We start from the raw sequence: 26,864 nt of genomic DNA on the forward strand, positions 1-26,864 counted from the left end.
AAATAATTTCGCTGAATCTCCCACGCTTTGCGAGATTTTTAAGGCGATTCGCTATGAGTTATATGATATTGAAATCACATATTTTGAAGTTTTTTGCAAAGGATAATTTATGTGTGGCATTTTAGGAACGCTCCCATCGAGCAATAGGGCAAATTTCACAAAGGCACTAAATGCGCTATCCCATCGTGGTGCGGATGATTGCGGGATTTATGAAAGCAAAGAGATTATGCTTGGGCATAGGCGATTGTCGATTTTGGATTTAAGTGATAATGCAAGGCAACCGATGGGATTTGATGGGAGGAAAATTGCTCCCATAATCGCAAATACGGGGGGGGGGGAAGCAATTCGTCTTTGAGTATGCAATTCACACATAACTTCCCGCAATCTCCGTCAAATTCGCAGAATCTCCGCTATCAAATCGTCTTTAACGGCGAGATTTACAACTTCATTGAGTTAAGAGAAATTCTAATCGCAAAAGGTTATATTTTCCGCACAAACTCCGACACAGAGGTCATTTTGGCGAGTTTTGCAGAGTGGGGCGAAGCGTGCCTAAATAAGTTCAACGGCGCATTTGCCTTTGCGCTGTGGGATGAAAAAGAAAAAAGATTATTTTTGGCGCGCGATAGATTTGGCAAAAAACCGCTATTTTACGCATTCACAAAGGATAAAGATGGTAGAAATTTATTTGTCTTTGCAAGTGAGATGAAGGCGATTTATCCGTATTTAAGGGACTTAAAACCACATAAAGATTTTAGCAAAATGGCAAATATAAATAACATTTTTGATTATGAAAGCGGAGAAAATCGCCTAATTGATGGGATAAAGTCCTTTCCGCACTCGCATTTTGCGTATTTTGATGGGAGAAATCTTACATTTAGGCGTTATTATCACATTTTGGATAATCTAAAAGCACCGCCAAAGTCTTATAGTGACGCACTAGCGCAGTTTAGAGAATTGTTTTTAGACGCGGTAAAAATTCGTATGCGAAGCGATGTGCCTATTGGAACGGCGTTAAGCGGTGGATTGGATTCAAGTGCTACGATTTGTGCGATGGCGCAAATCGCAAGGCAAAATCTCACTACGCGCGAATGCAAGGACTTTCAGCACGCTTTTGTCGCTTGCTTTGAGGGGACTGCGCTAGATGAGCGAGTTTATGCAAAAAAAGTTACGGATTTTTTGAAAATAAAGGCGGATTTTTTAGAGATAAAGGCACTTAAATTTTGGGATAAAATTGCGCATTATTTTTATATGTTTGAGGATTTGTATATCACTTCGCCCATCCCTATGATTGCCACATATAGGGCGGTTAAGCAAAGTGGTGTTAGCGTGACACTCGATGGGCACGGCGCAGATGAGTTATTTAGCGGATATGGACATTTGCTAAATGCCCTGTGGGATGCGAAGTTTTCTCCAAAAATGTTTTTAGATATTTTGCAAACACATAATGCCACCACGAGTAACAAACTTACGCTATTTAGCGCACTAAAACACACCGCCAAAATCGCCATAAAGCAAAGCACGGGATTTAAGAAAAAAGCACTTTTTGCGGAAAATCACGCAAATTTTAAGCATTTAGATTATTTCAGCGCACAACTTTTGGGGATTTTTTATGAAAGTATTTTGCCGACTTTGCTTCGCAACTACGATAGATATTCGATGATAAATGGCGTGGAGATTCGTATGCCATTTATGGACTATCGATTGGTGGAGTTTGTGTTTTCCCTGCCGTATCATTTTAAGTTTGGAGGTGGATATACAAAACGCCTAATTCGCGATAGTATGAGCGAGTTTATGCCTAGTGAAGTGTGCTATCGAAAGTCAAAGATTGGGTTTAACTCGCCGATTGTGGATTGGTTGCAGGGAGATTTGAGGGAGTGGGGGATGGATTTGGTGCATTCACGCGAGTTTTTACAATGTGAGTTAGTGGAAAATCCCGCGCAAATCGCGCATTTAATGGAGCAAATTTGCAGTGGCAAGGAAAATTCATTTAGCGCAGGGGAGCGATTGTGGTGCGGGATAAATCCGTATTTGTGGAGGGAGGGATTAAAAGAGGCGATTAGATTTTAGTGTAATTCGTTTTTTGGCGACAATTTGTGTCTTGGATATGTAATTTGCGCCGTTTTGATATTTTTCGTCATTGCGAGCGAGTAAAGCGAGCGTGGCAATCCAAAAAAATATTTAGATTCTGCGAATCGCAGAATCTAATAAAAAAAAATACGAAATTCGCAGAATCTACGCCAGATTCTGCGAATTATTACACATTTAACAAACTTTAATTTTTTTATGCTAAAATCGCGGTTTTATTTTTTTGAAAAAGGAGATTTCGTGGAGAGGACACTTTCGATTATTAAACCCGATGCCGTGAAAAAAAATGCGATTGGCAAAATCATCGATAGATTCGAGTGCAATGGACTAAAAATCGCTGCGATGCGAAAACTAACGCTAAGCGAGAAAAACGCGCAGGATTTTTATGCGATTCACAAAGAACGCCCGTTTTTTAGGGATTTGGTGGCGTTTATGACGAGCGGACCTGTCGTGGCACTCGTGTTAGAGGGCGAAAATGCGGTGAAAAAAAATCGCGAATTGATGGGCGATACCGACCCTAAAAAGGCGGCGAAAGGCACGATTCGCGCGGACTTTGCGGAGAGCATTGACGCAAATGCGGTGCACGGCAGCGATAGTTTGGAGAATGCGAAAAATGAAATCGCATTTTTCTTTTCGCACACGCAAATTAGTTGAGATTCTGCGCTAGATTCTGCGTATTTTTGCTTGAAAAAGTCAAATGAAAATAGAATTTAGAAAGATTGGATTTGAGGCGAAACCCTTTAATTTGCGCTTGCAAGGCGATGATTTTGAAGTGCAAATTAGCGGGAGTTTGCAAAGAATGCAAAGCAATCTAATCAAAATAGATTCTGCGATTTTGGGCGAAATGCGCGTGATTTGCGATAGAAGTGGCGAGATTTTTAGCGAAAAAATCAGCGAAAAGACGGCGATTTTTGTGAAAAATGGCGCGTATAATTCAAATGATGATTCGCAGAATCTCGCTGTGATTGAGGTTTTTGATGATTTCATAAATTTAGATGAAATATTTTTGGGCGAGATTGAATCGCTGAAATTAGACTATCACATAAAGGAGTAAAAAATGGCAGTTGTTCCAAAGAGAAGAGTTAGCAAGACACGAGGTTTGAAGCGCAGGACGCATTACAAAGTCAAATTGCAAATGCCTGTGAAAGACAAAAATGGTAATTGGAAGTTGCCGCACACCATCTGCAAAGAAACGGGCAATTATAAGTGAAAATCGTGCTTGACGCGATGGGTGGCGATAATGGCGTCGCTCCCATCATCGCAGGATTGCGCTGTGCGCTAGATTCACGCGGTGATTTTAGTGCGATTGTGGTGGGCGATGAGCGCGAGATTTGCAAACATATCACGCCAAATGCGCGAGTTGCGATTCACCATTGCGAAAATGCGATAAAAATGGAGGACGCCGCCACAAACGCGCTAAAAAAGAAGGATACCTCCATATATCAGGCAGTCGAGCTTGTGTGCGAAAATGCGGGCGATGTGGTGATTTCTGCGGGGCATAGCGGGGCGAGTATGAGCCTTGCCACGCTACGATTTGGGCGTGTTGGCGGGATTTTGCGTCCTGCGATTTGCACCACGATGCCTAGAATTGACAAAAAAACTAGCATAATTTTAGACGCTGGGGCAAATGTCGATTGCAAGGCGGAGCATTTGGTGCAGTTCGCGCAGATGGGATATGAATACGCAAAGTCTGTGTTAGGTTATCAAAACCCGCGCGTGGGACTTTTGGCAAATGGCGAGGAAGATTCAAAAGGCAATGAACTCACAAAAGAGGCGTTTAAAACGCTACAAAACTTCGCATTTTTCAAAGGCAATGTTGAAGGCAATGACATTTTTAACGCAAGTATCGATGTAATCGTGTGCGATGGATTTGCCGGTAATTTGGTGTTAAAAGCAAGCGAGGGCGTGGCGGAGGCGATTAGCGCGATTTTAAAAGAAGAGATTGGCAAAAGTCTCAAAAATAAAATCGGTGCTTTGCTAATGAAGGACGCATTTATGGCACTTAAAAAGCGCACACATTACGCAGAATACGGCGGTGCGCCACTTTTAGGCGTGAAAAAAAATCTAATCATTTGTCACGGCAAGAGCAACGCGCGGGCGATTGAGTGCGCGATTTATCAAGGCATAAGCGCGGTAGAATCGCAGGTGGTGGAGAAAATCGAAAAGATTTTCACGCAAGAATAAGGGAGATTTTATGGATTCTGCAAATATTTTCGCTTCGCTAAAATCAATCGCTTCTTTTGTGCCATCTCGCAGCGTTTCAAACGCCGAGTTTGAGAAAACGCTAGATACAAGCGATGAGTGGATAACCAAGCGCACGGGGATAAAAAGCAGATTTTTCGCAGAATCTACGCAAAGCACGAGCGATATGGGATATGAAGCAGCGAAAATCGCCCTGCACCGCGCAAATATCACCGCCGATAAAATCGATATGGTGATTTGCGCGACTTTATCGCCTGACTATCTTTGTATGCCCTCCACGGCGGTGCTTATCGCGCATAAGTTAGGCATTACAAACAAACCTGCCTTTGATATTTCATCGGCGTGTAGCGGGTTTATTTACTTGCTCTCAATCGCAAAGGCATATATCGAAAGTGGCGCGTGTAGGCATATTTTGATTGTGGGGGCGGAGAAAATAAGCTCTGTGCTTGATTTTAGCGATAGGGGGACTTGCATTCTCTTTGGCGATGGCGCGGGAGCGGCGGTTGTGGGGTGGAGCGATGATGCTAAAAAATCGATTTTAGATGTTAGCATTAGCGCGGATGGCAAATATGCAAATTTGCTCTGCACACCGCGAGATTCTGCGCTTCAAATGAAGGGCAATGAGATTTTTAAACTCGCCGTTAAAACGCTCACAAATGATGTGTTAGAGATTTTGGCGAAAAATAAAATGAGTGCCGATGAAATCGACTTTTTTATCCCGCATCAGGCGAATTTGCGGATTATAAAGGCGGTGGGCGATGCGCTGAAATTTGACGCGCAAAAAATCGTGCTGACCGTGCAAAAATACGGCAACACTTCGGCGGCAAGTATCCCAATGGCAATAGATGAGATTTATAATGATGGGCGGTTGAAAAATGGCGATTTGCTCTTGCTAGACGCCTTTGGCGGGGGGCTAACTTGGGGTTCGAGCTTGGTATATTTTGATGGGGAGTGAAGGGCGTTTGTCTTAAAATCGCAGATTTTGTGAGATAGATTCTGCGAATCGCACGAAAATCGCAGAATCTAATTAAGAAAATACAAAAATCGCAGAATCTACGCCAAAAAAATATTAAGATTCTGCGATTTTATGGCGATTCGCAGAATCTAGTTTGCCAAATCCGTCATTGCGAGACTTGTGAAAGCAAATCGTGGCAATCCAAACGCAGAATCTAAAAATCCAAAATCCCATAATTGCGAGTCCTTGCGGTAGCAAGGCAAAGCAATCTAAACAAATAAAATCGTGCCACACGCCGTCATTGCAATGAAACAAATCAAACTACCCTGCTCCGTCATTGCGAGGTGAATCGTAGATTCGCCTAAGCAATCCAAAGCACACAAATTTAAAAGAAAATGAAAAATCAATAACACAAATTGAATCAATAAATTATTTTTAGAATCAAACCATAGATTCACCTTGGATTCACAAGTCCCCTAAATAGATTGCTTCGTTGTTTTCGCTTCGCTCAAACTGCCTCGCAATTACGAATCTTTTATACAAATCTAAAAATTTAGCTCATTTTCGCAATCACAAACGCCGTATAAATTAACCTTTTCGCCGCGCTCATTTACAAGATATGCTTTTTTTTCAAATTTGGCATAGCATTTAAATATACCTTTGCTTTTATTTCGATAATAAAACACCATATCATCAGCATCGATTTTCTCTGTCGCAACTTCGCACAAAAAATACGAAAGTAATGCGGGATAATTTGTCAAAATGACTTGCTTTATGGTTGCCATATTTTCTACTATCCCATAACGAGCCATTTTTGTCAAATCGCCAAATCGCTCGTCTTTGTGTGTTTTATCTATGATATATTCTACAAACAAAAAATCCTTTTGCGGATAAAATTTCACTTCATTTTTTATTGTTTGTGGCAACGAATCCAAAGAAATATTATAAATATTCTCAATATCCTTGCGCTCAAAATCACCAAAAAATATTTGCAATTTTTTGGTTAAATCTAAATTAGTCATTGTTTATCCTTTTTTAATTTAAAATATAAAAAAACTTGCGTCGTCTTTGCTGAGTGGTATAACTTTATCTTTGCCGTCCAAAAATAATCCTTGTGTTGAATTATTTTCTCTGTAACTCCCTTTTAACATAGCACAAAACTGGTTAGCATATTTGCTTATTTTACTTGGATTGAAGTGTAAGCGACTTGTTTTAGTATCTATCCACATTAGTGGTAATGTGTTAAATTTATTATCCATACACTCACATAATGCACCACTAATTCTATCGATTGGATAAATGCCATTGCCGATGGCTTTGTATTTTTTAGGATTTAAGTCAGCTATTTTTATAATCCACTCGCCCCATTCTATCATTTCGCTAGGATTATCTGGGTTTGGTGCTTTGGGTTGTTTTGTATCAATATTATCAACAAAGACTTTTGTCACAATCGCTTTTAGTGTCGAAGCCAAATCAAGCCTAGTCGTAGCTACTGAAAATTCTAAATTTACAAAACGATTCCTAGATATTTCTTTATCAGTAATTGTTACATACATTTTATTATCGTAATCATATTGCGGTGCATACTCGATAAAATCCCTAAAAATAACTTCATTGTTTAAGCTAATAGTAATATCCGCAGAGCAAGTAAATGTCGTATTTTGATTTAAACCTTTGCTTATAGCTATATCTTGCGTTGTTACTTTTTCATAATACATTGATGGATCTATTGGCAACTTTTTAAACGAATCATAATTAATTCGTGCTTCATTACCTACCATTTGCTTTATAGATTGCGCTAATGCGTTTTTGGTTTCGCTACTATCACAACTATTAACACTACTACACACACTAAAACACATAGCAACTAACGCTAGGACTACCATTGTAAAAAATGATTTTCTCATTTTTTCTCCCTTTTATTTGAAAAATTTAAAAATCATATTATACGACATATTTTCTTAAATTATGATAAATATTAGAAATATTGTCGTAGTTTGCCATAAAGAGTGGTGAGATTAGAATCCAAAGCAAAAACCCAAAGGATAATCATTGAAATACACACAGCGGGACAAAGCGCGGATTTTGCGTATCACCACGCGCACACTTCAACGATGGCGCACCACAAAGCCCGAGCTTTACGCGCTCATCGAGGCGGGATTTAAGATGAGAGAAAAAATCTGCGAGGACGAAAAGCAAACTGCCGAGATTGAATCGCTTATAAAAACCATAGACGCGGATTTGTTAGAGAAAAAGGGGTAGATTCGTGTGTATTTTGGGCGGATTTACGGGGTTTTTTGGATAGATTTGCGATTCGTGGATTGCAACGCTTGGGCTTCGCCACGCCTTGCAATGACGAAAATAAATCCGCGAGATTTTGCGAATTTTCTCACAAAATTCGTAGAATCCGAAATGGATTGCCACGAGAATTCGCATTCGCTCATTCTCTCGCAATGACGGAATAGTGCACTAGATTCTGCGATTTCGTGCGAGATTCTGCGATTCACACGAAAAATTGCCAAAAGTGCAGAATCTATGAAAAATAAAAGCAGATTCTGCGTTTTTCACACAAATTTCGCAGAATCTTACGCCATTTTTCGCAGAATCTGTCGCGCAAAAATCGCAGAATCCGCTCGCAAAAATCAAATTTTCGCAGAATCTGTCGCCAAAACGCGCAAAATCAAATCCCCTATTTCGCGCCATTTATGAGCGTTGCGAGTGATTTGGCGATTAGCGTGTGTCCGTTTTTGTTTGGGTGGATTTCATCGATTTTGAGTGTGCTTTGGCGCAGGATTTTTGGCATTGCGCTTGTTTCGAGTAAAACGCCCTCGCGCTCCGCGATATCTGTGTAAATATTTGATACGCCACCCACCAATCCCAAAAGTCCATCAGGCACGCCAAGAAGCACCACGCAGGGAGTTTTCGCCTTTGCTTTTTGTGTGATTGCGCGGATATTTTGCGCGGTGGCGGATTTATCAAATTTGCGTAAAAAGTCGTTGCCACCGATGGAGATGATAATCGCAGCAGGATTTTTCCCCGCTAGCTCGCCATCTATCCGCCCTAAAAGTTCGCTACTTGTCTCGCCATTTATGCCTAATTTTATCGCTCTTTTTTGCAGAATCTGCGCGGTTTGAATGGCGAAACTCTCATTTTCTCCCACGCCATAGCCATTTGCCAAGCTATCGCCAATTGTGATTATGCTATCGCCTTGCAGGGGGCAGATTCTGCGATTTGCTGAGTTGTGATTGAAAATAAAAAATCCGCCCAAAATAATTAGGCAGATTATAAGAAGCGACTTCAATCCTGCTGTGCTCGAAGGAAAGTCGGTCTATCGATATCATCAAAATTCACCGCAGTGTTGCGTGTGCCACCACCTACGGCGATTTTGATTTGCGTCATTTGCGGGAATTTATCAACGGGGGCGATTTCTTGCGGAGAGTGGATGAGTTCCTTTTCAAAGCCGGTAAATACAAGCGTGACTTTGATTTGCGATGGATGCAACTCGTTATTCCATTTGTATCCAAACTTCACATTTGCCTCTCTATCGATGGCGGACTCGATGATTTCATTTGCCTCATTTACTTTGTGCATCGGGTAGTCTTCATTTAGCTCATAATACACAATCGCGCCTCTTGCGCCATTTATGCTGATATTATCAAGTAAAGGCGACTCAATTGCCTCTTTTACCGCCTCCACCGCAGAATCTTCGCCCTCTTTCTCGCCAATGCCAATAAGTCCAAGTCCCTTAAACTGCATTACGGTGTTTAAATCCGCAAAGTCGATATTTATCCCATCGCCACTATTGTGTAGCACAAAACTCGCAATGCCTTTTACCGCCTGTGCCATCACATCATCTACGATTTTTAGGCAGTTTTTAAACCCAAGCGATTTATCGATGATGGAGAGCAACTTTTCATTTGGGATGACGATGAAGCTATCCACTTCTTTTTTAATCTCTTTTAATCCCTCATCCGCAAGGCGGGCGCGTAATGAACCCTCGTGTTTAAATGGTTTGGTAACTACGGCGATGGTTAGTGCGCCTACTTCCTTTGCTGCTTTTGCGACTATGGGCGATGCGCCTGTGCCCGTGCCACCGCCAAGTCCTGTGGCAATTAGCACGATGTGAGAGCCTTTTATCTCTTCGATAATGCTTTCATAGCTCTCTTCGGCACTCTTTCTGCCTATCTCAGGGCACATACCTGCGCCAAGTCCATCGGTGGTTTTTTCGCCAAGTTTTAGTTTGCTATGTGCGGAAACTTTGCTTAACGCTTCCTCATCGGTGTTTAGGGAGATTAGTTTGATTTCATCATTTATGCCGTGCTTTATGATGTGGTTTATGGTGTTGCATCCGCCACCGCCTACGCCAACTACGCTAATTCTAACCTTGCTTCTATTTTGCATTTCTGTGATTTCTACTTGCATTTTCATCCTTCCTAAAACAAATTTTGCCTAAAACAAATTCCGCAACCAATTCATAAATTGCTCCCAAAGACTCTTTTTGCCGTCATCTAGCACGATTTCATCGACTTTTTCTTTCTCTTTGATGATATCTTCTAAATTAACTTTTTCCTTTATATCGGGCGAATTAAATTTTGCATTAGATTGCATATTTTGCTTTTGTAGCATTTTACCCGCAGAATCTAACTCATAATTTGTAAATTTCCCAGACGCATATAAAATTAGCCCGATTGCCGTGCTAAAACACGCATACGGAATGCCCTTGTCTTTTAAAATCTCAAATGAGTCATTTAGCGTCTTTGGCTCTGCGATTCTAATAGACAATTCGCCAAATACCGCGCGTGCCATTGTTTGCAACCCTTTCATACACGACATTCCGCCGGTTAGGACGATACCTGCGCCAAGTGTGTTTTTAAAGTCGCTTTGATTTAGGGACACCTCAATGCGATTTAGCATATCAAGCACCCTTGCGGTGACTATGCCGTGAAATACTTCATATTTAATCGCACGCTCTTCGCCACTGCGTGTGGGGACTTTTTCCATCACCATTTCCAAATCATCTTGCGTTAATTCATCTAACTTTGCGAATTTTATTTTTAGCAATTCTGCGATATTTATGGTGGTATTTAGCACGGTGGCGATGTCATTTGTCACATTCCACGAGCCAGCGTGCACGAAGTCATCATACTGCATTGAGTTCCCGCGATGCACCATAAAGTTACAGCTATCGCTCCCCATATCAATGCAGCACACGCCTAGTTCCTTTTCATCATTATTTAGCGTGGCAATGGAGCTCGCATAGGCATTTAGCACGATTCCTGCGACTTCAACTCCCGCATTTTGGATGACTTTTTTAAGATTTGCCAAATCGCTTTTGTGTGCATACACCACACGCGCATTCATATCTAATCTAGAACCCACCATCCCAAAGGGGTCATCGATAAACTCGCGATTGTCTAATTTAAAAGAATAGGGCAAAATATGCACTAACTCATAATTTTGCGGGATGACGCTTCGCGGGGCGTTGAAGGCGGCTTGCTGCATAATGCGATTTATTTCCTTGCTACCAATCTCGCAGTTTGCCTGTAAAGTCACCACTTCGCTGATATTTTTGCTATTTGTAGAAATGCCAGAAAGCGAAATATATGCCTTGCTAACTTCCACGCCCGCCATTCTTTTTGCTTCATCAATAGACTCTTTTACCGCCTTACTCGCAGAATCTATCGCCTTAATCGAACCTTTTTGAATGCCGTTTGACTGCGCTAGTCCCACACCTAAAATGCGTGGCGTCCCATCGCGCAAATCCGCAATAAGAGAGCAAATTTTGGATGAACCAATATCAATACCTAAAACTATCTGCTCCATAACCTAACCCCTTTGCTTTGTGTAATCTACAATCTTATACTTTCTGCTTAAAAATTCAAATATACTTTGCTCTAAAATGCGCGATTTAAAGTCATTGTAAAATGGCAGATTCTGCGTAGAATCTAGCATTTTTTGTTCCAAAATATTATATAAAAGCACCTTATCGCTAAAAATCACAAATCCGCTTTTATCGCTTTTGCTAAAAATCTCTTGCAAAGCGTGGGCAGATTCTGCGATATTTAGGGATAAAATGCTCTTATTTGCGCCAAGTGAATAAAACCCAATATCCCTTCCGTCGAAAATATTTTGCCTCGCCTTTGCTTCTTTTATCAAAGCATTTTTTAGCGCAGTGGGGTAGAAGTCGCTTCGCACTTGCTTTTTTGCGATTTCAAATGAGAGATTTTCCTGCGGGATTTCTTTTAAAACTTTTATCGCGTAATACGCCCCGCCATCCAAAATGGGTTCAACTCTGCCCTTTGCTTTTTCAATCGCGCTAACAATCGCTGGGTGCGAATTTTGATTGATTTGCAGAATCTCGCCTTTTTGCTTCCCATCTCGCAAAGCGATAATCGCCTCCAAAGCACTTCGCTTCGCCCTCCATTCTTTGAAATCCTCCGCCACACGCTCTTTTATCGCTTCAAAATCCTCTCTTGCGCCATCTTTTGTATAATTTTGCAAATTATCATCATAATATTTCTTAATCGCAGAATCTCCCGCTTCCACCGCGTCTATCTCATATCGCAGAATCTCAACCTCAAAGCGTTTGTCGCTTTTATATTTTTCCTTATTTTCACTAAAATATTTTTGCAAGTCATCATCGCTAATATCCACACGCACGGCACTTGCGGGGATTATTTGCACGCTTAATCTATCCTGCAAATTCACCAAATCTAAAATCTCTTTTTCTAGGGGCGTTAGAATGGATGGGAACAACGCCAAAATCTTTTGGATTAGCAAATCTCTGCGCGTTTTTTCCTCGAAATCAAGCGGTTTTAGGCGATTTTGTCGCAGAATCTCTTTGTAAAGATTCGTGTTAAATATGCCATTTTCCTTAAAACTCTCAATCTTGCTAATCTCATCAAACACCTCATCATCGCTAATTCTTATCGCAGAATCTAGCGCGAAATTCTCTAACAACGCTTTATTTATCAGCATTTGCATCGCCAAATCCTCAATGCCAAGCGCCTTTGCCTGCTCTGCATCAAGCGTCATACCGCTATTTTGCTCGTAATTTCGCAAGATATTGCTATACTCTAAATTCAAATCATTCGCGGTAATCTTAATGCTTCCAACCTTCGCCACCGCGCTAGATGAGCCGCCAAAACTATACGCCCCCCAGCCCACCATTCCTGCGGCAATAAAGGCAATCGTGCTTATCCAAATGGTAACGATTAAATATTTTTTATGCTTTTGCATCCACGAAATCAACGCAAGTCCTTAAAAATTGAAGTTAAAATTTGAAATTGTAGCATAAAAATTTTTGTGTTTTTTGAAAATATTTGGAGATTCTGCGAATTTTTAAGTTTGCGAGATTCTGCGATTTTACAAATTTTTATGCGATTCGCAGAATCTAGTGCGAAAATTTTGCAGATTCTGCGATTTTACAAATTTTCGTGCGATTTGCAGAATCTAGTGCATTTCATCGATAAACTCATAGATTCTGCGCTTTTTTGCAAATTTTCGTGCGATTCGCAGAATCTACATTTATTCCCCCTCCCTTGCGGAGGGGGCTAGGGGGTGGGTAGAATACCGCATTTCATCGATAAACTCATAGATTCTGCGCTTTACGCTCTCTTTTATGTGAATTTTTAGCGTTAAGATACTCAAAGGCAGTTCGCATTTGCTAAGCTTCACAAAATCCTTGCGCGTAACGAGCAAAGAAGTCGCGCCCACACGCTTAAATTCGGCGCGTAAAAAGTCCAAATCAAATCTATCGTGGTCTTTTAGCAAAATCTTGCCGATGACGCCTTTTGGCAAAAATTCATCTAATCTTGCGGGATTTGCGATGGCGGTGAGAAGTAGCATTTTTTCGCTTGGATTTTCTACGCCCACTTCGCGCACAAAATCCACGCCCTCTTTTAGATTTAAATCGCCCTTTGCAAAGGGATTTTCGCGGTAGATTCCGCTAGGAATGGGGAGTTTGAAAAACGGCTCTAATTTTGGGCGCAAAACTATGCTTAATTTTTTAAAATTAAAGCGAAATCCATCATCTAAAAACACAATTTTCGCGCCTAATTTTTGCGCCTCCAAAATCCCTGCTACGCGGTCTTTGCTGACAATCACACTTGCATTTTTTAAAGTTAGTGCGATTAGGTATGCTTCATCGCCGCTTTGCTCTTGTGTAGCGGAAATTTCGCCATTGCGTGAAACTACAAGCAGTCCTTTGCTCTTGCGCTTGTAACCACGCGAGATGACGGCGACATTGTCAAAATCCTTTGCAATTTCGCATAAAAATGGCGTTTTGCCACTGCCACCTGCGATGAGATTGCCTACACTAATTATAGGAATTTTGAAGTCATAATATTTGGCACATTTACGCCGTAAAGTCGCTATGATAAGGTAAAAAAGCGACATAGGAAGCAGAGCAAAACTTATGCAAATATGCAAGAAATTTGGCTTATAAAAATATCTATCAATAAAACGCATTTTGCCCCTTTTAATGTTGCGAATCGCAGAATCTGCTTTGTAATTTCTTTGTAATTTTGCCAAAATCGCAGAATCTATTTTGAAATTCGCCCAAAATCAAATTTCTTATATTTTTAGCACTTTTGGCAATTCGCTTTTAAATTTATTATTTTTTACTTTTTTTGCGATAGATTCTGCGAATTTTTTGCCAAAACCAGCCTGAATCAAGTCCTTTGCCCCCGCACCTTTTTCAATCAATTTTAAAATCTTATCGATTTCGCTGTAAGAGTATCCCAAATCTCCCTCATCGCTTTGCCCCGCGAATAAATCCGCACTTGGTTTTTTAGCGATGATATGGCGTGGAATGCCGATATTTTGGGCGAGTGCGAAAATCTCGCTCTTAAACAAGTCGCCGATGGGATTTATCGCACACGCCAAATCGCCAAAAATCGTGCCATAGCCTAGCATAAGCTCACTTTTATTACTGCAACCCACCACCAGCGCGTTATTTTCGATACTTTTATCATACAGCACACTCATTCTAATGCGTGCCGTGAGATTGCCTATACGGCGGACATTTGGCGCATTGTATAAATCCAAATTTTCAACAAAACTCCGCAGAATCTGCGAAATATCCACCACTTCATAGCTTAAACTAACGCTCCGCGCGAAGTTTATCGCATCTTGCGTATTTTTAGGATTTGAAGTAAATGCGGGCATAATGATTGCCTTTGCTTTGCTTTTGAAAACAGAAGCGCAAAATTTCCCCACCACCGCGCTATCAATGCCACCGCTTAATCCAAAAACGACAGATTTAAATCCGCGCTTTTTTACCTCTTTTTGTAAAAAATCTTGTATTTTTTCGATTTTTTTTTGCATAATTTGCTCCGTTTGAAAATAAAATTTTGCGATTATAGCGAAAAAAGAATTTAAGTTTTTGGATTCGCAGAATCTAAAATAATTTTACCCACCCCCTTAATCCCCCGCGCGCATTTGGGAGGGGGAGATAAAGAAAGCCCCTCCCCTTGCGGGAGGGGTTTGGGGTGGGGTATTTTTCGCAAGGGAGGGGGAGAATTTTGGATTGCCACGAATTTGCAACTTTTAACAAAGTCGCGACTTCTCGCAATGACGGCAAGGCACACTAGATTCTGCGATTCGCAGAATCTACAATCCGCAGGATTTGCGAGCGTAGCGAAGCAACCATCGAAGTAATGGCGGTGGTGCTTTGCGTTGTTTTGGCGCGAAATGAGCGAGATAGAACTTGGGGGAACACCCGAGCGAAATTTTGTGTCAAAACAACGCAAATGATTACCCCAGAACAAATTGCCAAACCTACTTTACACGCACACTTTTTATAACCCCATTTTCTAACTGCACCACTTTATCAGCCAACTCAATCGTGCTTGGGCGATGCGCAATTATAATGATAATTTTATCCTTGCGAATCGCGCCTATTGCCTCTTTGATGAGATTTTCGGTGTTTATATCAAGCGCGCTTGTTACTTCATCTAAAATCAAAATTTCAGGGTTGCGATAAAGTGCCCTTGCGATTGCGATTCGCTGTCTTTGTCCGCCACTAAGATTCGCGCCAAATTCGTCTAAAATGCTATGAATCCCCTCTGGCATATCTTTGACAAAATCCCACATTTGCGCGTCCCTCAAAGCAGATTCGACTCTTGCCTCATCGATCTCTTGCCCGTAAGCGACATTTTTAGCGATTGTGTCGTTAAAAATAAAGATTCGTTGCGTTACGATTGCGATATTTGCGCAAAGACTTTGTTGTGTGTAGTCGTTGATATTTTTATCATTTATGGCGATTTCCCCGCCACTGCATTCATAAAGGCGCAATATTAGATTTACCAAAGTGCTTTTTCCAGCACCGCTTTTTCCCACAAGCGCGGTGATTTCATTGCGCTTAAAGTTTAGATTCACGCCATTTATCGCATCAATATCGCCGTATTTGAAACTTGCATTTTTTAGCTCAATGCTTTGAATCGGTGCATTTAGCGTTATTGTGCCGTCTTTTATTTCAGGCTCTCTCTCCAAAATCTGCGAAATTCTGTCATTTGCCACAATCACGCCCTGCATTCCGCCCCACATATTTACAAGTCGCTTTATCGGCGTCCAAAGCATAAAAAGCGCGGTGGCAAAGCTGCCAAATTGCTCCATTGTGAGATTGCCTTTGTTTATTTGAATGATTGCGATATAAAGCACGATTCCAAAGGCAATAGAGCCAAGCACTTCCATTAGTGGCGTGGTAAGCTGTCCGTATTTGGTAGATTTCATACCGATTTTGAAAAGCTCCAAATTTTTTGCTTCAAAAATGTCTGCTTCCATTTTTTCGCCATTGCTTGCTTTGATAATCTCTACATTATTAAAAATTTCTACGATTTTCGCGCTAATATCCGCGCCTTTTTGCATTGAAGTGTGGAGATATTTTTTGATTTTGCGAAAAATCATTTTTAGCGGGATTACAGCCATAGGCATTACGACTAATCCAAAGAATGCCAATTTTGGATTTTGATAAATCACAACAGCGGCAAGTCCTATGATTGTGATAACTTCACGCACAAATTCAGGGATATAGTTGCTAACAGCGGTGCGAATCGCCCCCACATCGCTAAGTGTGCGCGAGATTAGCTCTCCAGTGCGCATTTTATTGAAATATCCTAGCTCAAAAGATAGCACACGGCGAAGCATTCTATCTTGAATCTTGCGGACGATATTGCCCCCGATATAAGTCATAAAATAGCCTTGAATATACATACCGCCTGATTTCATTAGATACAAAAATACAATGATACTTGCCATCACAAGTGCAAGATTTTGATTATTTTGCATTGATTCAAAGCTAATTAGCGGAAGATTTGGCACTTTACCATTTAGTGTGCCTAAAAGTGGATTTATAAAATACGCCACTCCCGCAGTCGCCCCTGCTGTCATAAGAGAGCCTAAAATCGCTATTGCAAAATACTTGTAATGTCCCTTGATATAGGGCATAAAACGCGAGAAAAAATTAAAAATTAGCTTCATAAACGCCGTAACCTTTGCATAAAATTTGAGTGCATAAAAAATTAGGGCGCATTATACAATAATTTATCGTAAATTCTATTTTGTGAATCACGCCAAAACTTATGCTAAAATTACGATTTTAATTTCTAAACAAAGAGCAAATTATGGAAAAAATCAAAGAGGAAGTCGCCATAAGCGTGGAAGTCCCGCTGCCTAAAATGTCAAAGGTTATAATGCTAAATGACGATTACACGGCGATGGAATTTGTGGTGATGATTTTGTGTGAAGTTTTTAGGAAAAATCAAAGCGAGGCAGAAAGCATAATGTTAAAGATTCACAACGAGGGCAGTGGCATTTGTGGCATTTATCCCTATGATATTGCGCACACAAAGGCAAAAATCGCACGAATCAAATCAAAAGAGGCGGGATACCCCTTGCGAATCGTAGTTGAGGACGAGTGAAATGAGATTTTTCACTTCGCTCAAAATGACAAAAAAGAGATTTTGCAAAATGATAAAATATAGATTCTGCGATTCGCACAAAATAAAACAAATCAGATTCTGCGATTCGCAGAATCTAGCGCAAAATCGCAGAAACTATCGCTTTTAAGGACATAAAATGATGTTAGACAAAAATCTAAATGCCATTATGGAGGACGCGCTAAAAACGGCTGGAATTTTGCACCACGATATTTTGACAACCGAACACATTTTTTTGGCATTGCTAAACAACGATGACGGGGAGCGATTTTTGGCAAATGTGGGCGCAAATACCGATGAATTAAAGCTTTTAACGCTAAATTATTTGAAAAATTATTTGGATTCAGGCGAATCAGTGCGCAATCCTATCTACACCACCGCGTTAGAGAATGTTTTTGGCATTATGATAAATTTGGCGGACAACAAAAAAAAGCGTTATATGGATATTTTTGACTTGCTTATAGCCCTTACAAGCGATGAACGCGCTTATTCCACGATGCTACTAAAAGCGCAAAATATCACAAAGTTAGATATTTTGGAGCAGGTGATTGACAAAAATACGCAAACAAAATCCGCCCCCGAATCCACTGAATCTCCCGCCCTTGCCACTTACACAAAGGAACTTGTCGCTTTGGCAAAAGATGGGAAAATCGACCCTGTGATAGGGCGGGAGCGCGAAATTGAGCGCGTGTGTGAGATTTTGTGTAGGCGCAAAAAAAATAATCCCATTTTGGTAGGCGAATCAGGCGTGGGCAAAACGGCGATTGCGGAGGGTTTGGCACTAAAAATCGCTAAAAATGAAATAATCGATGAGCTAAAAGATTGCAAAATTTTCGCGCTTGATTTGGGCGCACTTATCGCAGGGACAAAATATAGAGGCGATTTTGAAAAACGGCTAAAAGAGGTGATAAATAGCTTTGCAGAAATCAAAAATGCCATAATGTTTATCGATGAGATTCACACGATTGTAGGGGCTGGAAGCACAAGTGGCGGGAGTTTAGATGTATCAAACTTGCTAAAACCAGCCCTTTCAAATGGTGCGTTTCGTTGCATTGGTGCGACTACTTTTAGCGAATTTCGCAATCATTTCAACAAAGACAAGGCGTTATCGCGCCGATTTGCAAAGGTTGATATAAATGAGCCTAGCATTGAAGATTCGCTTAAAATTTTAACGCAACTTGCGCCATTTTATGAGAAATTTCACGGCGTGAGCTACGCCACAAGCGCGTTAAAATCCTGTGTAAATCTCTCCGCAAAATATATCAACGATAGATTTTTGCCAGATAGCGCGATTGATTTGCTTGATGAAGCGGGGGCGCATTACAAAATCGCACGAAAAAATAAAATAGAGCAAAGCGACATTGAATCCCTAGTGGCGCGGATTTTAAAGCTCCCACTTGATAAAAGCGTAGATGATAAAATTTTGCTAAAAAATCTCTGCGCAAAGCTAAAAGCGCGAATCTACGGGCAAAATTTGGCAATCGAATCACTTTATAAATCCTTGCTTAAAAACAAAGCTGGGCTTGGCAATCCAAATAAACCAATCGGCGTGTTTTTATTTACAGGACCCACAGGCGTGGGCAAAAGCGAACTTGCAAAAGAACTTGCCAAAAATCTAAATATCAATCTCAAACGCTTTGATATGAGCGAATACAGTGAGGCGCATTCGGTTTCACGCCTTGTGGGCGCACCTGCGGGATATGTGGGCTTTGAAGAGGGCGGTTTGCTTGTGGAGGCGATTCGCAAGGATTCGCATTGCGTTTTGCTACTTGATGAAATTGAAAAGGCACATAGTAGCATTTATAATCTACTTTTGCAGATTTTTGATAGCGCGACATTGACGGATAATAGTGGCAATAAGGCGGATTTTAAAAATGTCATAATCATTATGACTTCAAATGTGGGGCAAGGCGAAATGCCTACGCTTGGATTTACAAAGGATTCAAGTGCCAAAGATAGCGCGTTAAAAGAGATTTTTTCGCCTGAGTTTCGCAATCGCTTGGATTGTGTGGTGAAGTTTAATGCGCTTGAAATGTCGCATTTAAGGCAGATTGTCGCAAAACAAATCGCTGATTTGAATCTGCAACTAAAAGATGTGCAAATCGCGCTAGATTCAAAGGCGGTGGATTATTTGCTAAATTTGGACTTTGACAGGACGCTAGGAGCGCGGGAGATTGAGCGAATTATAGATAGAGAAATCAAAATCCCATTAAGCGAAATGATAATCTTTGAGCGATTTACAAAGGATTCTCATATAAAAGTTAGCGTGGATAAAAATGGACTAAAATTTAATAAATGCCCTAAACAAAGCGACGAATTTGCCTTTATTTGTCATTCTGAGCGAAGCGATTTGCCACATTGTCATTCTGAGCGAAGCGAAGAATCTCAAAAAAATAAAAGAGATTTTTCGCCTACGGCTCAAAATGACAAAAAAGAGACTCGAAAAAATAACAAAAAAGAGACTCGAAATAACAATATAAAAAACGCAGAATCTACAAAATCACGCCCAAAAAACGTAGAATCTGCGCTAGATTCTGCAAATAAAACTCATAAAAAAGGCAAAGAATAATGATTGAAAAATTAGACTTTGAAACAAGCAATGCCTTTATTTGGAGGGGCGAATATTTACACGAAGTCAAGGATTTTAACGCATTTGATTTAGAAAAATTAGTCGGCATTGATGAGCAAAAAGATTCGCTTTTAAAAAATACGCAAAGCTTCATCAATGGGCGTGGCGGAATGAATGCGCTACTTTATGGTGCGCGTGGTTGCGGAAAAAGCACTTTGGTTCGCGCAATTTTTACAAAATTTATGGGCGAATTAAAAGTCATTCAAATTGCGATGAGCGATATTGACATTATGCCAATGCTAATTGATAAGATTCGCGATAAGCCCTATAAATTTATTTTGTTTTGCGATGATTTGAGCTTTGAGGCAGATGATATGAGCTACAAGGCGTTAAAAGTCGTCCTTGAAGGCTCTATCGAAAAAGTGCCGAGCAATGTTTTGCTTTACGCCACTTCAAATCGCAAACATTTGATTAGCGAAATGCAGAGCGAAAATGATGGAGCGCATTTTATAAACGGCGAAATCCATTTTCAAGACGCCGTAGAGGAAAAAATCAGCCTTAGCGATAGATTTGGTTTAAGTATCCCATTTTACAAATCCACAATCGATGAATATTTGCAAATTGTGGCGTTATATTTTGAAGGCGATTTTAGCGATGAGGTGCGCAAAAAAGCTCTTGCTTACGCTACGCAAAAAGGTGCGCGAAGTGGGCGCGTGGCGTATAATTTTTATCGCGCTTCAAAGATAGGATTGGTATGAAGTGCTTATCGTCATTGCGAGGCGTGGCGAAGCCACAACGAAGCAATCCACGAATCGCAAATGATTCGTGCGAATCTAATCTCAAACACGAAAGGACAAACAGATGATTAAAAAATGTTTATTTCCCGCAGCGGGTTATGGGACGCGGTTTCTACCCGCTACAAAGGCGATACCAAAGGAAATGCTCCCTGTGAATGCAAAGCCTCTCATTCAATATGGAATCGAAGAAGCGTTGAATGCAAAATGCGATACGATGGCAATCGTAACGGGGCGTGGCAAACGCGCCATTGAAGACCATTTTGACGCAAGTTACGAGCTAGAAGCGCAACTAAAAGACGCCAAAAAAGAGCATTTTTTGGAGGAAATAAATGACATTATTGCGCGTTGCACCTTTACTTACACGCGACAAAAGGCTATGAAGGGGCTAGGCGATGCGATACTCACAGGGGAGAGTTTAATCGGGGCTGAGGCATTTGGCGTGATTTTGGCAGATGATTTGTGTATAAATGAAAACGGAGATGGCGTTTTATCGCAAATGGCGGAGCTTTATGCAAAATATCGCTGCGCGATTGTGGCAATACAAGAAGTCCCAAAAGATGAGCTAAACAAATATGGCGTGATTGATGGCGTGGAGATTGAGAGTGGGATTTTTGAAATAAAATCAATGGTAGAAAAGCCCGAGCCAAAGGACGCGCCGAGCAATTTGGCAGTGATTGGGCGATATATTTTGACGCCCGATATTTTTTCGATTTTGCGCTACACAAAGGCGGACAAAAAAGGCGAGATTCAAATCACTGACGCGCTAAATAAACAAGCGCAGATTTCGCGCGTTTTGGCATATAAATTTAAGGGGATTCGCTATGATTGCGGAAGTGTGGAGGGCTTTGTCCGCGCAAATAATGAGCTTTTTGAACGAAGCAATCGTTGTGCGAATCGCGCGAAAAACGCAGAATCTACTTCACTTCGTCATTGCGAGGCACGAAGTGCCGAAGCAATCCAAAAAAATAATATCGTGGATTGCCACGATTCTGCTTCGCAGAATCTCGCAATGACGAGAAAATCTGCGCTAGATTCTGCGAATCAAACGAAAAACGCAGAATCTAGCCAAAAAATCGCAAAATTTAACAAAACAGATTCTGCGAATCGCACAAAAGATTCAAGCACGAATCGCAAAGATTCGCGCCCTAAAAGCACGAATCGCAATAATCCCAAAAGCAAGGCAAAAAGATAAGTGTATCCGCCATTATATTTCATTTTATTTTACGCAATCGCGCTTGTGGGGCTACTTGTCGTATTTGTCATTTTACTTGCAAGTGGATTTTTTAGCAATTCGCCAAAAGAGTCAAAAAAGCCCCTAACCACGCTTGATTTTCTAATCGAACAAGTGCAACACAGCAAGGCGGATAAGGCGATTATGGATGGCGTAATGAAAGAGTTTTATGCGAATTTTTATAGAAATTACAAGGGGGCGGAGAATTTAAATGCGTGGCTTGCGCTAATTCAAAGCATTACGATGTTAGAATATATGAGTATGGAGCAAGCAGCGCAGTTTAGGGACGACTTGGCGAGTAAAAATCCAAGCATTAAAAAAGAGATAGAGCATAGCATCGGCATTAGTCTCAAATACCGCAAGGCAAATCAAAAAAAGGGGTAAAGAATGGATTTTTTAGAAATTGAATGCGTTAAAAAATTAAGTGGGGCTGTGAAAATTAGCGGTGCGAAAAATGCCGCACTGCCTTTGATTGCCGCAAGTATTTTGGCAAAAAATGATGTGAAATTGCGCAATCTACCTAGCGTAACGGACATAAAAACGCTAATAAAAATTTTGACAATGTTAGGCGCAGAATCGCTTGAATCTAGCCCAAATGAAGCCACAATAAACACAAAAAATATAAGTAATTTGAAAGTCATCTATGATATGGTGCGAAAAATGCGCGCGTCAATTTTACTGCTAGGACCGCTTTTGTCGCGCTTTGGCAAATGTCAGGTGAGTTTGCCAGGGGGGTGTGCGATTGGGGCGCGTCCTGTGGATTTACACATAAAGGCGATGCAAAAAATGGGCGCAGAAATCAGCATAGCAAATGGCTACATTACCGCAACCGCGCCAAATGGGCTAAAAGGTGCGCAAATCATCTTTGATAAAATCACCGTTACAGGCACGGAAAATGTCCTAATGGCAGCAGCCCTAGCGCGTGGCAAAACGACAATCCTAAATCCCGCCAAAGAACCCGAAGTCATTCAACTATGCGAAGTTTTGGCGCAAAGTGGCGTAGAAATCAGCGGTGCGGGGAGCGATGAGATTTACATCACAGGCACAGATGGCGAACTGCTAAAAATGCAAGAAATTTGCATAATCCCCGATAGAATCGAAGCGGGGACTTATCTATGTGCGGGAGCGATTACAAATGCGCAAATTGAAGTGCAAAGTGTCCTGCCAAAGCATTTGGAGGCGGTGCTAAATAAACTGCGCGAAATTGGGTTTGAAATCGATGAATCTAGCGAATCTAGTGGCGATTCGCACGAATCAAAAAGCGCGAATCTCACCATAAAACCCGCCGCCAAACGCAACGCCTTTGAGATTAGCACAAGCGAATATCCGGGCTTCCCCACCGATATGCAAGCGCAGTTTATGGCGTTAGCTACGCAATGTGAGGGCGTTAGCATTATCGAAGAGCGACTTTTTGAAAATCGCTTTATGCACATAAATGAATTGCATAGACTTGGCGCAAATATCGCGCTGATGGGCAATATCGCCAAAATCAGCGCCCCCACAGAGCTAAAAGGCGCAGATGTGATGGCGACAGATTTGCGTGCAAGCTCCGCGCTAATCCTTGCCGCACTCGTCTCACAGGGCAAAACAAAGATTCACAGAATCTATCATTTGGATAGAGGATATGAAAATATCGAAGCAAAATTATCAAATTTAGGCGTGAAAATTACGCGTGGCAGGGAGTGAAAAATGATAGAAATTCCAATAGCATTTTGCTTTGATAAAAATTATGTAATCCCGGCGGGTGTGGCATTTTACTCGCTTTTAGAAAACGCAAAAAGAGAGGTGGATGGTAGTTTGCAAGAAATGCTAAATAGGGGGGGGGCAGAATAGAGATTCTGCGATAAACGCAGAATCTACTTCAAAAATTGCGCCAGATTCTACAAAAATCGCAGAATCTGCATTTGATTTCGCACTAGATTCTGCGAAAAATTTAGATTCTGCGAATGCCACAGATTCTGCGGATTCTGCGAAAAACGCAGAATCTTACCAAAAATTCGCAGAATCTCCCGCAAAAATCCCGCTTTTTTACTGCCTATTTGTTTTGCATAATGATTTATCAGCGCGAAATCAGCAGATGTTGAAAGATACCATTGCGGAGTTTGGCGGGTTTGCCTCGCTTGAATTTATCGATATGGATGGTAGATTCTGCGATGAGTGGGGGAAGTTAGGATTGCAAGCGCATTTTGCAAAAGAGTTTTTTTATAAACTTTTGCTAACTTCGCATTTTGAGTTTGAGAAAATTATAATAAGCGATGTGGATGTGGTATTTTTGGGCGATGTAAGCGAGAGTTTTTTAGCGTTTAAGGGCGATGATTATCTCGCGGGAGTTAAGGCGAATAATCCAAATGCGATTTACCCGCTTGATGGTTGGAAAAAGGGGTATAGAAATTTTAGTGATGAGGAATTTTTAGCGGTTAAAAATGGCGTTGGCGGCGGATATTTGATAGCGAACTTAAAGGCGTGGAGGGCGGATGATATCGAGGCAAAGTTGGTAAATTATCTAAAAGAAAACGCCAAAAAGTTAGTTTTAGCAGAGCAGGATGTGCTAAATATCATCTGCTATCCGCGCATCGCCACGCTTTCCCCAGCGCATATCGTTTGCCACGCGAATTGGGAAGTTTATGGGGATAATTGGGAAAAGTTAGTGCCAGAAATTTATTCGCAAAAAGAGTTAGATTCTGCGCGACTTCGCCCTATTCAACTGCATTTTGTCGGAGAGAAAAAACCTTGGAATGATGCTAGTGTGCCAAAAAGTGAAATTTGGTTTTTGTATATGCTAAAAACTCCGTTTGCAAGGGAGTTTTTGGAGAGTTTGGAGGGGAAAATCATAGAAAAGCACAAAAAGACATTATTGCTAAATCGCATAAGAAATAAAATAAAGCGCATTTTTCGCAGAATCTTTGCAAAACGCAGAATCTAAAAATGGTATAAGAACTTAAACTCTAATAAATTCAAGTCTTAAATTTGTATTTTTTGATATAATCATAAGAAAATCATATTAGGCGTAGATTGAGTTTAAACTGCATAAGGAGCAAAGATGGGTGAATATCTTTATGGATTTAGCGCGATTGGGTTGCAGGATTTTATCTTTCGCACAAACGCATTGCGTGAGATTATCGGGGCAAGTGAGTTAATAAAAAATAAAATTGATGATTTAGAGCAGAATTTACAAAATTTTTTGCAAAAAAATGGAGTAAATCTATCCAAAAACCCTGAAGTGATTTTATCAAATGCAGGGAATTTTCGTGCGATTTTTGATAATGAAGCAGATTTGCAAAATGTCATCAAATATTTGCCAAAACTAATCGCAAAACAATCCTATGGGCTTCAAATCGCCCAAGCGGTAGTAAAATATGACAGCGATTATAAAAGCGCAAATGCCACGCTAGAATCGCGCCTAAAAATCGCACGAAATAAAATCACATTTCCGCTTGATTTTTCGCACTGCATTTTAAAGCACAATCCAAAAACCGCTTTGCCACTTGTAAGCAGTGATAGCGATAAATCCACACTTCAAAAACTACAAAGTTTTGAAACATTCAACAACAAACACCCAAATTCTATAAACGAACTAGCCCAACTAAAAAATGCCAAAAACAAAATCGCTCTGCTTTATGCCGATGGCAACGCACTAGGCGCAATCGTGCGAAATTTAGACAAAGATGAAATGAAAGATTTTTCACATAAGCTAGATTCTGCCACAAAAAATGCGTTTAAAAAAGCCTGTGAATCCACAAAACAAAATCTAGCCAACAACGATAACTTCAAAATCCGCGAAGTGATTTGCGGTGGCGATGATTTGGTGGTGGTTTGCAATGCGGATATTGCGCTAGATTTTGCAAAAAACTTTTTAGCGCATTTTGAAAATCTCACAAACGAACTTGCAAAAAATCTTGCAAAATATATCCCAAACGCCACAAATCTAACAGCCTGTGCAGGAATCGCATTTTTTAACCACAAATATCCTATCCACTACGCGCTAAAACTTGCCAAAGATTTGTGCGCTCGTGCTAAAAGCGATTCAAAAGCCATAAATGCCAAAAATCCGCCATCATCGCTTTTGTTTCACAATATCCAAAGCTCTGCGGTGCGAAGTTTTAGCGCATTTGTCGAAAATGAGCTAACTTTGGGTGCAAATCAAATTGATTCTAAGCCTGTGCGTTTAGATTTTGGTGCGTATTTTTTGCGACAAATCAACGACTCTACTCCAACAATAGAAAATCTGCTAAATTTAGTCGCAACTTTTAGGGAAAAAGATTCGCCTATTACGCGTTTAAGGCAATGGTTACGCATATTAGAATCTAATCGCAATTTAGCTAACAACGAACTGCAACAAATCGCTAAAATCTACGCAGATTTTGGGGAGCAAAATCTAGCAAAATTTCAAGCCCTGCATAAAGATTTGCGCATAGAAAATCTCATAGTGCAAAAAGACGGAACAGAAAAAACGCCAATTTTTGACATTATTAGCATTATTTCAAACACGCAAAGCACACAAGGGGGAGCAAAATGAGTAAAATTATCCACTACAAAATCACATTTTTAGATTTTTGGCATTTAAGCAGTGGGCTTAGTGGCGGGGTGCGATTTGACAATAGCGTGATAAAAGATGGTGATGGATTCCCCTTTGTCCCTGCTAAAAGCCTAAAAGGTGTTTTAAGGGAGGTTGCAGTTGCAAACAAAGAGCATTTTTCAAGCGATTTTGTAGAATCTTGCTTTGGTGAGGAAGTGCAAAAAAATCGCGCACCAAACGCTGGGGCTTGTCATTTTAGCAATGCGATTTTAAGTCAATCCACCAAAAAAGAGCTAAAAGCACAAAATCTAACATATTTTTTATATGCCAAAATCGCCTCCACTGCGATTGATGAGAAGTTCGGCAGTGCAAAAGAAGGCACATTACGCGAAATCGAAGTAGTAAAGCCTATAAGCCTTTATGGAGCAATCCACAATATCCCATCAAACTATGTAGAATCTATACAAAATCTACTACGCTCCCTAAAATCAATGGGACTAAATCGCAATAGGGGATTAGGACGGCTAGAGATTGTAAGCGCAAATCCTAGCGCGGATTCTACGCATTAAA

General features: G+C 40.7%; 35 protein-coding genes and 1 pseudogene. 22 read left to right on the plus strand and 14 right to left on the minus strand.

From position 1 onward, the window contains the following. The first annotated feature begins 109 nt into the window (after positions 1–109). The 8 genes from ACWIUE_RS09180 to ACWIUE_RS09215 are packed head-to-tail and all read left to right on the plus strand — an operon-like array spanning position 110 to position 5,242. Entirely contained in the window at positions 110–355 is a 246-nt protein-coding gene (locus ACWIUE_RS09180) for a hypothetical protein (RefSeq protein ID WP_454136435.1), read from the plus strand. A gap of 2 nt (positions 356–357) precedes the next feature. Then, entirely contained in the window at positions 358–2,067 is a 1,710-nt protein-coding gene (gene asnB / locus ACWIUE_RS09185; RefSeq protein ID WP_454136506.1) for an asparagine synthase (glutamine-hydrolyzing), read from the plus strand. A 26-nt stretch (positions 2,068–2,093) separates the two neighbouring features. Next, complete coding sequence (locus ACWIUE_RS09190; RefSeq protein WP_454136436.1) at positions 2,094–2,276, plus strand: hypothetical protein; 183 nt, start codon at positions 2,094–2,096, stop codon at positions 2,274–2,276. A 7-nt stretch (positions 2,277–2,283) separates the two neighbouring features. Continuing rightward, positions 2,284–2,739 carry a nucleoside-diphosphate kinase gene (gene ndk / locus ACWIUE_RS09195; protein ID WP_454136437.1) on the plus strand — a complete coding sequence of 152 codons (456 nt, stop codon included), beginning with the start codon at positions 2,284–2,286 and terminating at the stop codon, positions 2,737–2,739. Positions 2,740–2,782: 43 nt separating this feature from the next. Further along, the gene (locus ACWIUE_RS09200) at positions 2,783–3,139 is read left to right on the plus strand and encodes a hypothetical protein (protein ID WP_454136438.1); all 357 of its coding nucleotides are present in this window, start codon (positions 2,783–2,785) and stop codon (positions 3,137–3,139) included. A 3-nt stretch (positions 3,140–3,142) separates the two neighbouring features. Then, complete coding sequence (rpmF, locus tag ACWIUE_RS09205; RefSeq protein WP_454136439.1) at positions 3,143–3,295, plus strand: 50S ribosomal protein L32; 153 nt, start codon at positions 3,143–3,145, stop codon at positions 3,293–3,295. After that, positions 3,292–4,269 (plus strand): phosphate acyltransferase PlsX, encoded by a 978-nt coding sequence (gene plsX, locus ACWIUE_RS09210; RefSeq protein WP_454136441.1) that lies wholly within the window; start codon positions 3,292–3,294, stop codon positions 4,267–4,269. Before rpmF ends, plsX begins: the two co-directional genes overlap by 4 nt. 10 nt (positions 4,270–4,279) lie before the next feature. Next, positions 4,280–5,242 carry a beta-ketoacyl-ACP synthase III gene (locus tag ACWIUE_RS09215; protein ID WP_454136442.1) on the plus strand — a complete coding sequence of 321 codons (963 nt, stop codon included), beginning with the start codon at positions 4,280–4,282 and terminating at the stop codon, positions 5,240–5,242. Positions 5,243–5,356: 114 nt separating this feature from the next. Here the strand turns inward: ACWIUE_RS09215 and ACWIUE_RS09220 are convergent, their stop codons facing one another. The 3 genes from ACWIUE_RS09220 to ACWIUE_RS09230 all read right to left on the minus strand — a co-directional run bounded on the left by ACWIUE_RS09220 (position 5,357) and on the right by ACWIUE_RS09230 (position 7,149). After that, the gene (locus ACWIUE_RS09220; RefSeq protein ID WP_454136443.1) at positions 5,357–5,557 is read right to left on the minus strand and encodes a hypothetical protein; all 201 of its coding nucleotides are present in this window, start codon (positions 5,555–5,557) and stop codon (positions 5,357–5,359) included. A gap of 230 nt (positions 5,558–5,787) precedes the next feature. Next, positions 5,788–6,264 (minus strand): hypothetical protein, encoded by a 477-nt coding sequence (locus ACWIUE_RS09225; RefSeq protein WP_454136444.1) that lies wholly within the window; start codon positions 6,262–6,264, stop codon positions 5,788–5,790. 18 nt (positions 6,265–6,282) lie between these two features. Next, complete coding sequence (locus ACWIUE_RS09230) at positions 6,283–7,149, minus strand: hypothetical protein (RefSeq protein ID WP_454136445.1); 867 nt, start codon at positions 7,147–7,149, stop codon at positions 6,283–6,285. A gap of 145 nt (positions 7,150–7,294) precedes the next feature. Here ACWIUE_RS09230 and ACWIUE_RS09235 point away from each other — a divergent pair, with 145 nt between their 5' ends. Beyond that, on the plus strand, positions 7,295–7,504 hold the full coding sequence (locus tag ACWIUE_RS09235; RefSeq protein WP_454136446.1) for a hypothetical protein: 210 nt from the start codon (positions 7,295–7,297) through the stop codon (positions 7,502–7,504). A gap of 23 nt (positions 7,505–7,527) precedes the next feature. On the opposite strand, the gene ACWIUE_RS09240 is transcribed toward ACWIUE_RS09235, so the two are convergent. The 6 genes from ACWIUE_RS09240 to ACWIUE_RS09265 are packed head-to-tail and all read right to left on the minus strand — an operon-like array spanning position 7,528 to position 12,493. Further along, on the minus strand, positions 7,528–7,764 hold the full coding sequence (locus tag ACWIUE_RS09240) for a hypothetical protein (RefSeq protein WP_454136447.1): 237 nt from the start codon (positions 7,762–7,764) through the stop codon (positions 7,528–7,530). Continuing rightward, entirely contained in the window at positions 7,712–7,945 is a 234-nt protein-coding gene (locus ACWIUE_RS09245; RefSeq protein ID WP_454136448.1) for a hypothetical protein, read from the minus strand. Before ACWIUE_RS09245 ends, ACWIUE_RS09240 begins: the two co-directional genes overlap by 53 nt. Beyond that, entirely contained in the window at positions 7,932–8,543 is a 612-nt protein-coding gene (locus tag ACWIUE_RS09250; RefSeq protein WP_454136449.1) for a GDSL-type esterase/lipase family protein, read from the minus strand. The genes ACWIUE_RS09245 and ACWIUE_RS09250 overlap by 14 nt, the downstream gene beginning before the upstream one ends. Further along, entirely contained in the window at positions 8,540–9,664 is a 1,125-nt protein-coding gene (ftsZ, locus tag ACWIUE_RS09255) for a cell division protein FtsZ (protein WP_454136450.1), read from the minus strand. The genes ACWIUE_RS09250 and ftsZ overlap by 4 nt, the downstream gene beginning before the upstream one ends. A 27-nt stretch (positions 9,665–9,691) precedes the next feature. Further along, a complete protein-coding gene (ftsA, locus tag ACWIUE_RS09260; RefSeq protein WP_454136451.1) occupies positions 9,692–11,065 on the minus strand; it encodes a cell division protein FtsA in 1,374 nt (457 codons plus the stop codon). Between the two features lie 3 nt (positions 11,066–11,068). After that, the gene (locus ACWIUE_RS09265) at positions 11,069–12,493 is read right to left on the minus strand and encodes a peptidylprolyl isomerase (RefSeq protein ID WP_454136453.1); all 1,425 of its coding nucleotides are present in this window, start codon (positions 12,491–12,493) and stop codon (positions 11,069–11,071) included. A 54-nt stretch (positions 12,494–12,547) separates the two neighbouring features. Between ACWIUE_RS09265 and ACWIUE_RS09270 the strand changes: the two genes are divergently transcribed. After that, positions 12,548–12,799, plus strand: coding sequence for a hypothetical protein (locus tag ACWIUE_RS09270; RefSeq protein ID WP_454136454.1), 252 nt, complete (start codon positions 12,548–12,550; stop codon positions 12,797–12,799). Here ACWIUE_RS09270 and ACWIUE_RS09275 read toward each other — a convergent pair. The 4 genes from ACWIUE_RS09275 to ACWIUE_RS09290 all read right to left on the minus strand — a co-directional run bounded on the left by ACWIUE_RS09275 (position 12,770) and on the right by ACWIUE_RS09290 (position 16,723). Then, positions 12,770–13,711 carry a tetraacyldisaccharide 4'-kinase gene (locus tag ACWIUE_RS09275; protein ID WP_454136455.1) on the minus strand — a complete coding sequence of 314 codons (942 nt, stop codon included), beginning with the start codon at positions 13,709–13,711 and terminating at the stop codon, positions 12,770–12,772. The genes ACWIUE_RS09270 and ACWIUE_RS09275 overlap by 30 nt on opposite strands. 105 nt (positions 13,712–13,816) lie before the next feature. Next, positions 13,817–14,569 carry an NAD+ synthase gene (locus tag ACWIUE_RS09280; RefSeq protein WP_454136456.1) on the minus strand — a complete coding sequence of 251 codons (753 nt, stop codon included), beginning with the start codon at positions 14,567–14,569 and terminating at the stop codon, positions 13,817–13,819. Positions 14,570–14,619: 50 nt separating this feature from the next. Next, complete coding sequence (locus tag ACWIUE_RS09285) at positions 14,620–14,994, minus strand: hypothetical protein (protein ID WP_454136457.1); 375 nt, start codon at positions 14,992–14,994, stop codon at positions 14,620–14,622. A gap of 28 nt (positions 14,995–15,022) precedes the next feature. After that, on the minus strand, positions 15,023–16,723 hold the full coding sequence (locus ACWIUE_RS09290) for an ABC transporter ATP-binding protein (protein ID WP_454136458.1): 1,701 nt from the start codon (positions 16,721–16,723) through the stop codon (positions 15,023–15,025). Between the two features lie 143 nt (positions 16,724–16,866). On the opposite strand from ACWIUE_RS09290, the gene ACWIUE_RS09295 reads away from it, so the two are divergent. The 8 genes and pseudogenes from ACWIUE_RS09295 (at position 16,867) to ACWIUE_RS09330 (ending at position 23,611) form a co-directional block, all read left to right on the plus strand. Continuing rightward, positions 16,867–17,163, plus strand: coding sequence for an ATP-dependent Clp protease adaptor ClpS (locus ACWIUE_RS09295; protein ID WP_454136460.1), 297 nt, complete (start codon positions 16,867–16,869; stop codon positions 17,161–17,163). A 1-nt stretch (position 17,164) separates the two neighbouring features. Continuing rightward, the gene (locus ACWIUE_RS09300; protein ID WP_454136461.1) at positions 17,165–17,311 is read left to right on the plus strand and encodes a hypothetical protein; all 147 of its coding nucleotides are present in this window, start codon (positions 17,165–17,167) and stop codon (positions 17,309–17,311) included. A 9-nt stretch (positions 17,312–17,320) separates the two neighbouring features. Next, a complete protein-coding gene (locus ACWIUE_RS09305) occupies positions 17,321–19,750 on the plus strand; it encodes an AAA family ATPase (RefSeq protein ID WP_454136462.1) in 2,430 nt (809 codons plus the stop codon). Further along, a complete protein-coding gene (locus tag ACWIUE_RS09310) occupies positions 19,750–20,508 on the plus strand; it encodes an ATP-binding protein (protein WP_454136464.1) in 759 nt (252 codons plus the stop codon). Before ACWIUE_RS09305 ends, ACWIUE_RS09310 begins: the two co-directional genes overlap by 1 nt. Positions 20,509–20,611: 103 nt before the next feature. Beyond that, positions 20,612–21,433, plus strand: a pseudogene (gene galU / locus ACWIUE_RS09315) (UTP--glucose-1-phosphate uridylyltransferase GalU); the annotation flags it as partial. A 306-nt stretch (positions 21,434–21,739) separates the two neighbouring features. Next, complete coding sequence (locus ACWIUE_RS09320) at positions 21,740–22,162, plus strand: hypothetical protein (protein WP_454136465.1); 423 nt, start codon at positions 21,740–21,742, stop codon at positions 22,160–22,162. Positions 22,163–22,165: 3 nt separating this feature from the next. After that, positions 22,166–23,464 carry a UDP-N-acetylglucosamine 1-carboxyvinyltransferase gene (gene murA / locus ACWIUE_RS09325; protein ID WP_454136466.1) on the plus strand — a complete coding sequence of 433 codons (1,299 nt, stop codon included), beginning with the start codon at positions 22,166–22,168 and terminating at the stop codon, positions 23,462–23,464. A 3-nt stretch (positions 23,465–23,467) separates the two neighbouring features. After that, complete coding sequence (locus ACWIUE_RS09330) at positions 23,468–23,611, plus strand: glycosyltransferase family 8 protein (protein WP_454136467.1); 144 nt, start codon at positions 23,468–23,470, stop codon at positions 23,609–23,611. Here ACWIUE_RS09330 and ACWIUE_RS09335 read toward each other — a convergent pair. After that, entirely contained in the window at positions 23,588–23,731 is a 144-nt protein-coding gene (locus ACWIUE_RS09335) for a hypothetical protein (protein WP_454136468.1), read from the minus strand. The two genes, ACWIUE_RS09330 and ACWIUE_RS09335, sit on opposite strands and share 24 nt — an antisense overlap. Between ACWIUE_RS09335 and ACWIUE_RS09340 the strand changes: the two genes are divergently transcribed. The 4 genes from ACWIUE_RS09340 to ACWIUE_RS09355 all read left to right on the plus strand — a co-directional run bounded on the left by ACWIUE_RS09340 (position 23,725) and on the right by ACWIUE_RS09355 (position 26,863). Then, positions 23,725–23,862, plus strand: a complete 138-nt coding sequence (locus tag ACWIUE_RS09340; protein WP_454136508.1) for a hypothetical protein — start codon at positions 23,725–23,727, stop codon at positions 23,860–23,862. The genes ACWIUE_RS09335 and ACWIUE_RS09340 overlap by 7 nt on opposite strands. Beyond that, positions 23,823–24,701, plus strand: a complete 879-nt coding sequence (locus tag ACWIUE_RS09345; protein ID WP_454136469.1) for a glycosyltransferase family 8 protein — start codon at positions 23,823–23,825, stop codon at positions 24,699–24,701. Before ACWIUE_RS09340 ends, ACWIUE_RS09345 begins: the two co-directional genes overlap by 40 nt. Before the next feature lie 117 nt (positions 24,702–24,818). Next, positions 24,819–26,294, plus strand: coding sequence for a Cas10/Cmr2 second palm domain-containing protein (locus ACWIUE_RS09350; RefSeq protein ID WP_454136470.1), 1,476 nt, complete (start codon positions 24,819–24,821; stop codon positions 26,292–26,294). Then, positions 26,291–26,863 carry an RAMP superfamily CRISPR-associated protein gene (locus ACWIUE_RS09355; protein WP_454136471.1) on the plus strand — a complete coding sequence of 191 codons (573 nt, stop codon included), beginning with the start codon at positions 26,291–26,293 and terminating at the stop codon, positions 26,861–26,863. The genes ACWIUE_RS09350 and ACWIUE_RS09355 overlap by 4 nt, the downstream gene beginning before the upstream one ends. Position 26,864 lies beyond the last annotated feature (1 nt).

The organism is Helicobacter sp. 23-1045 (genome assembly GCF_053654655.1).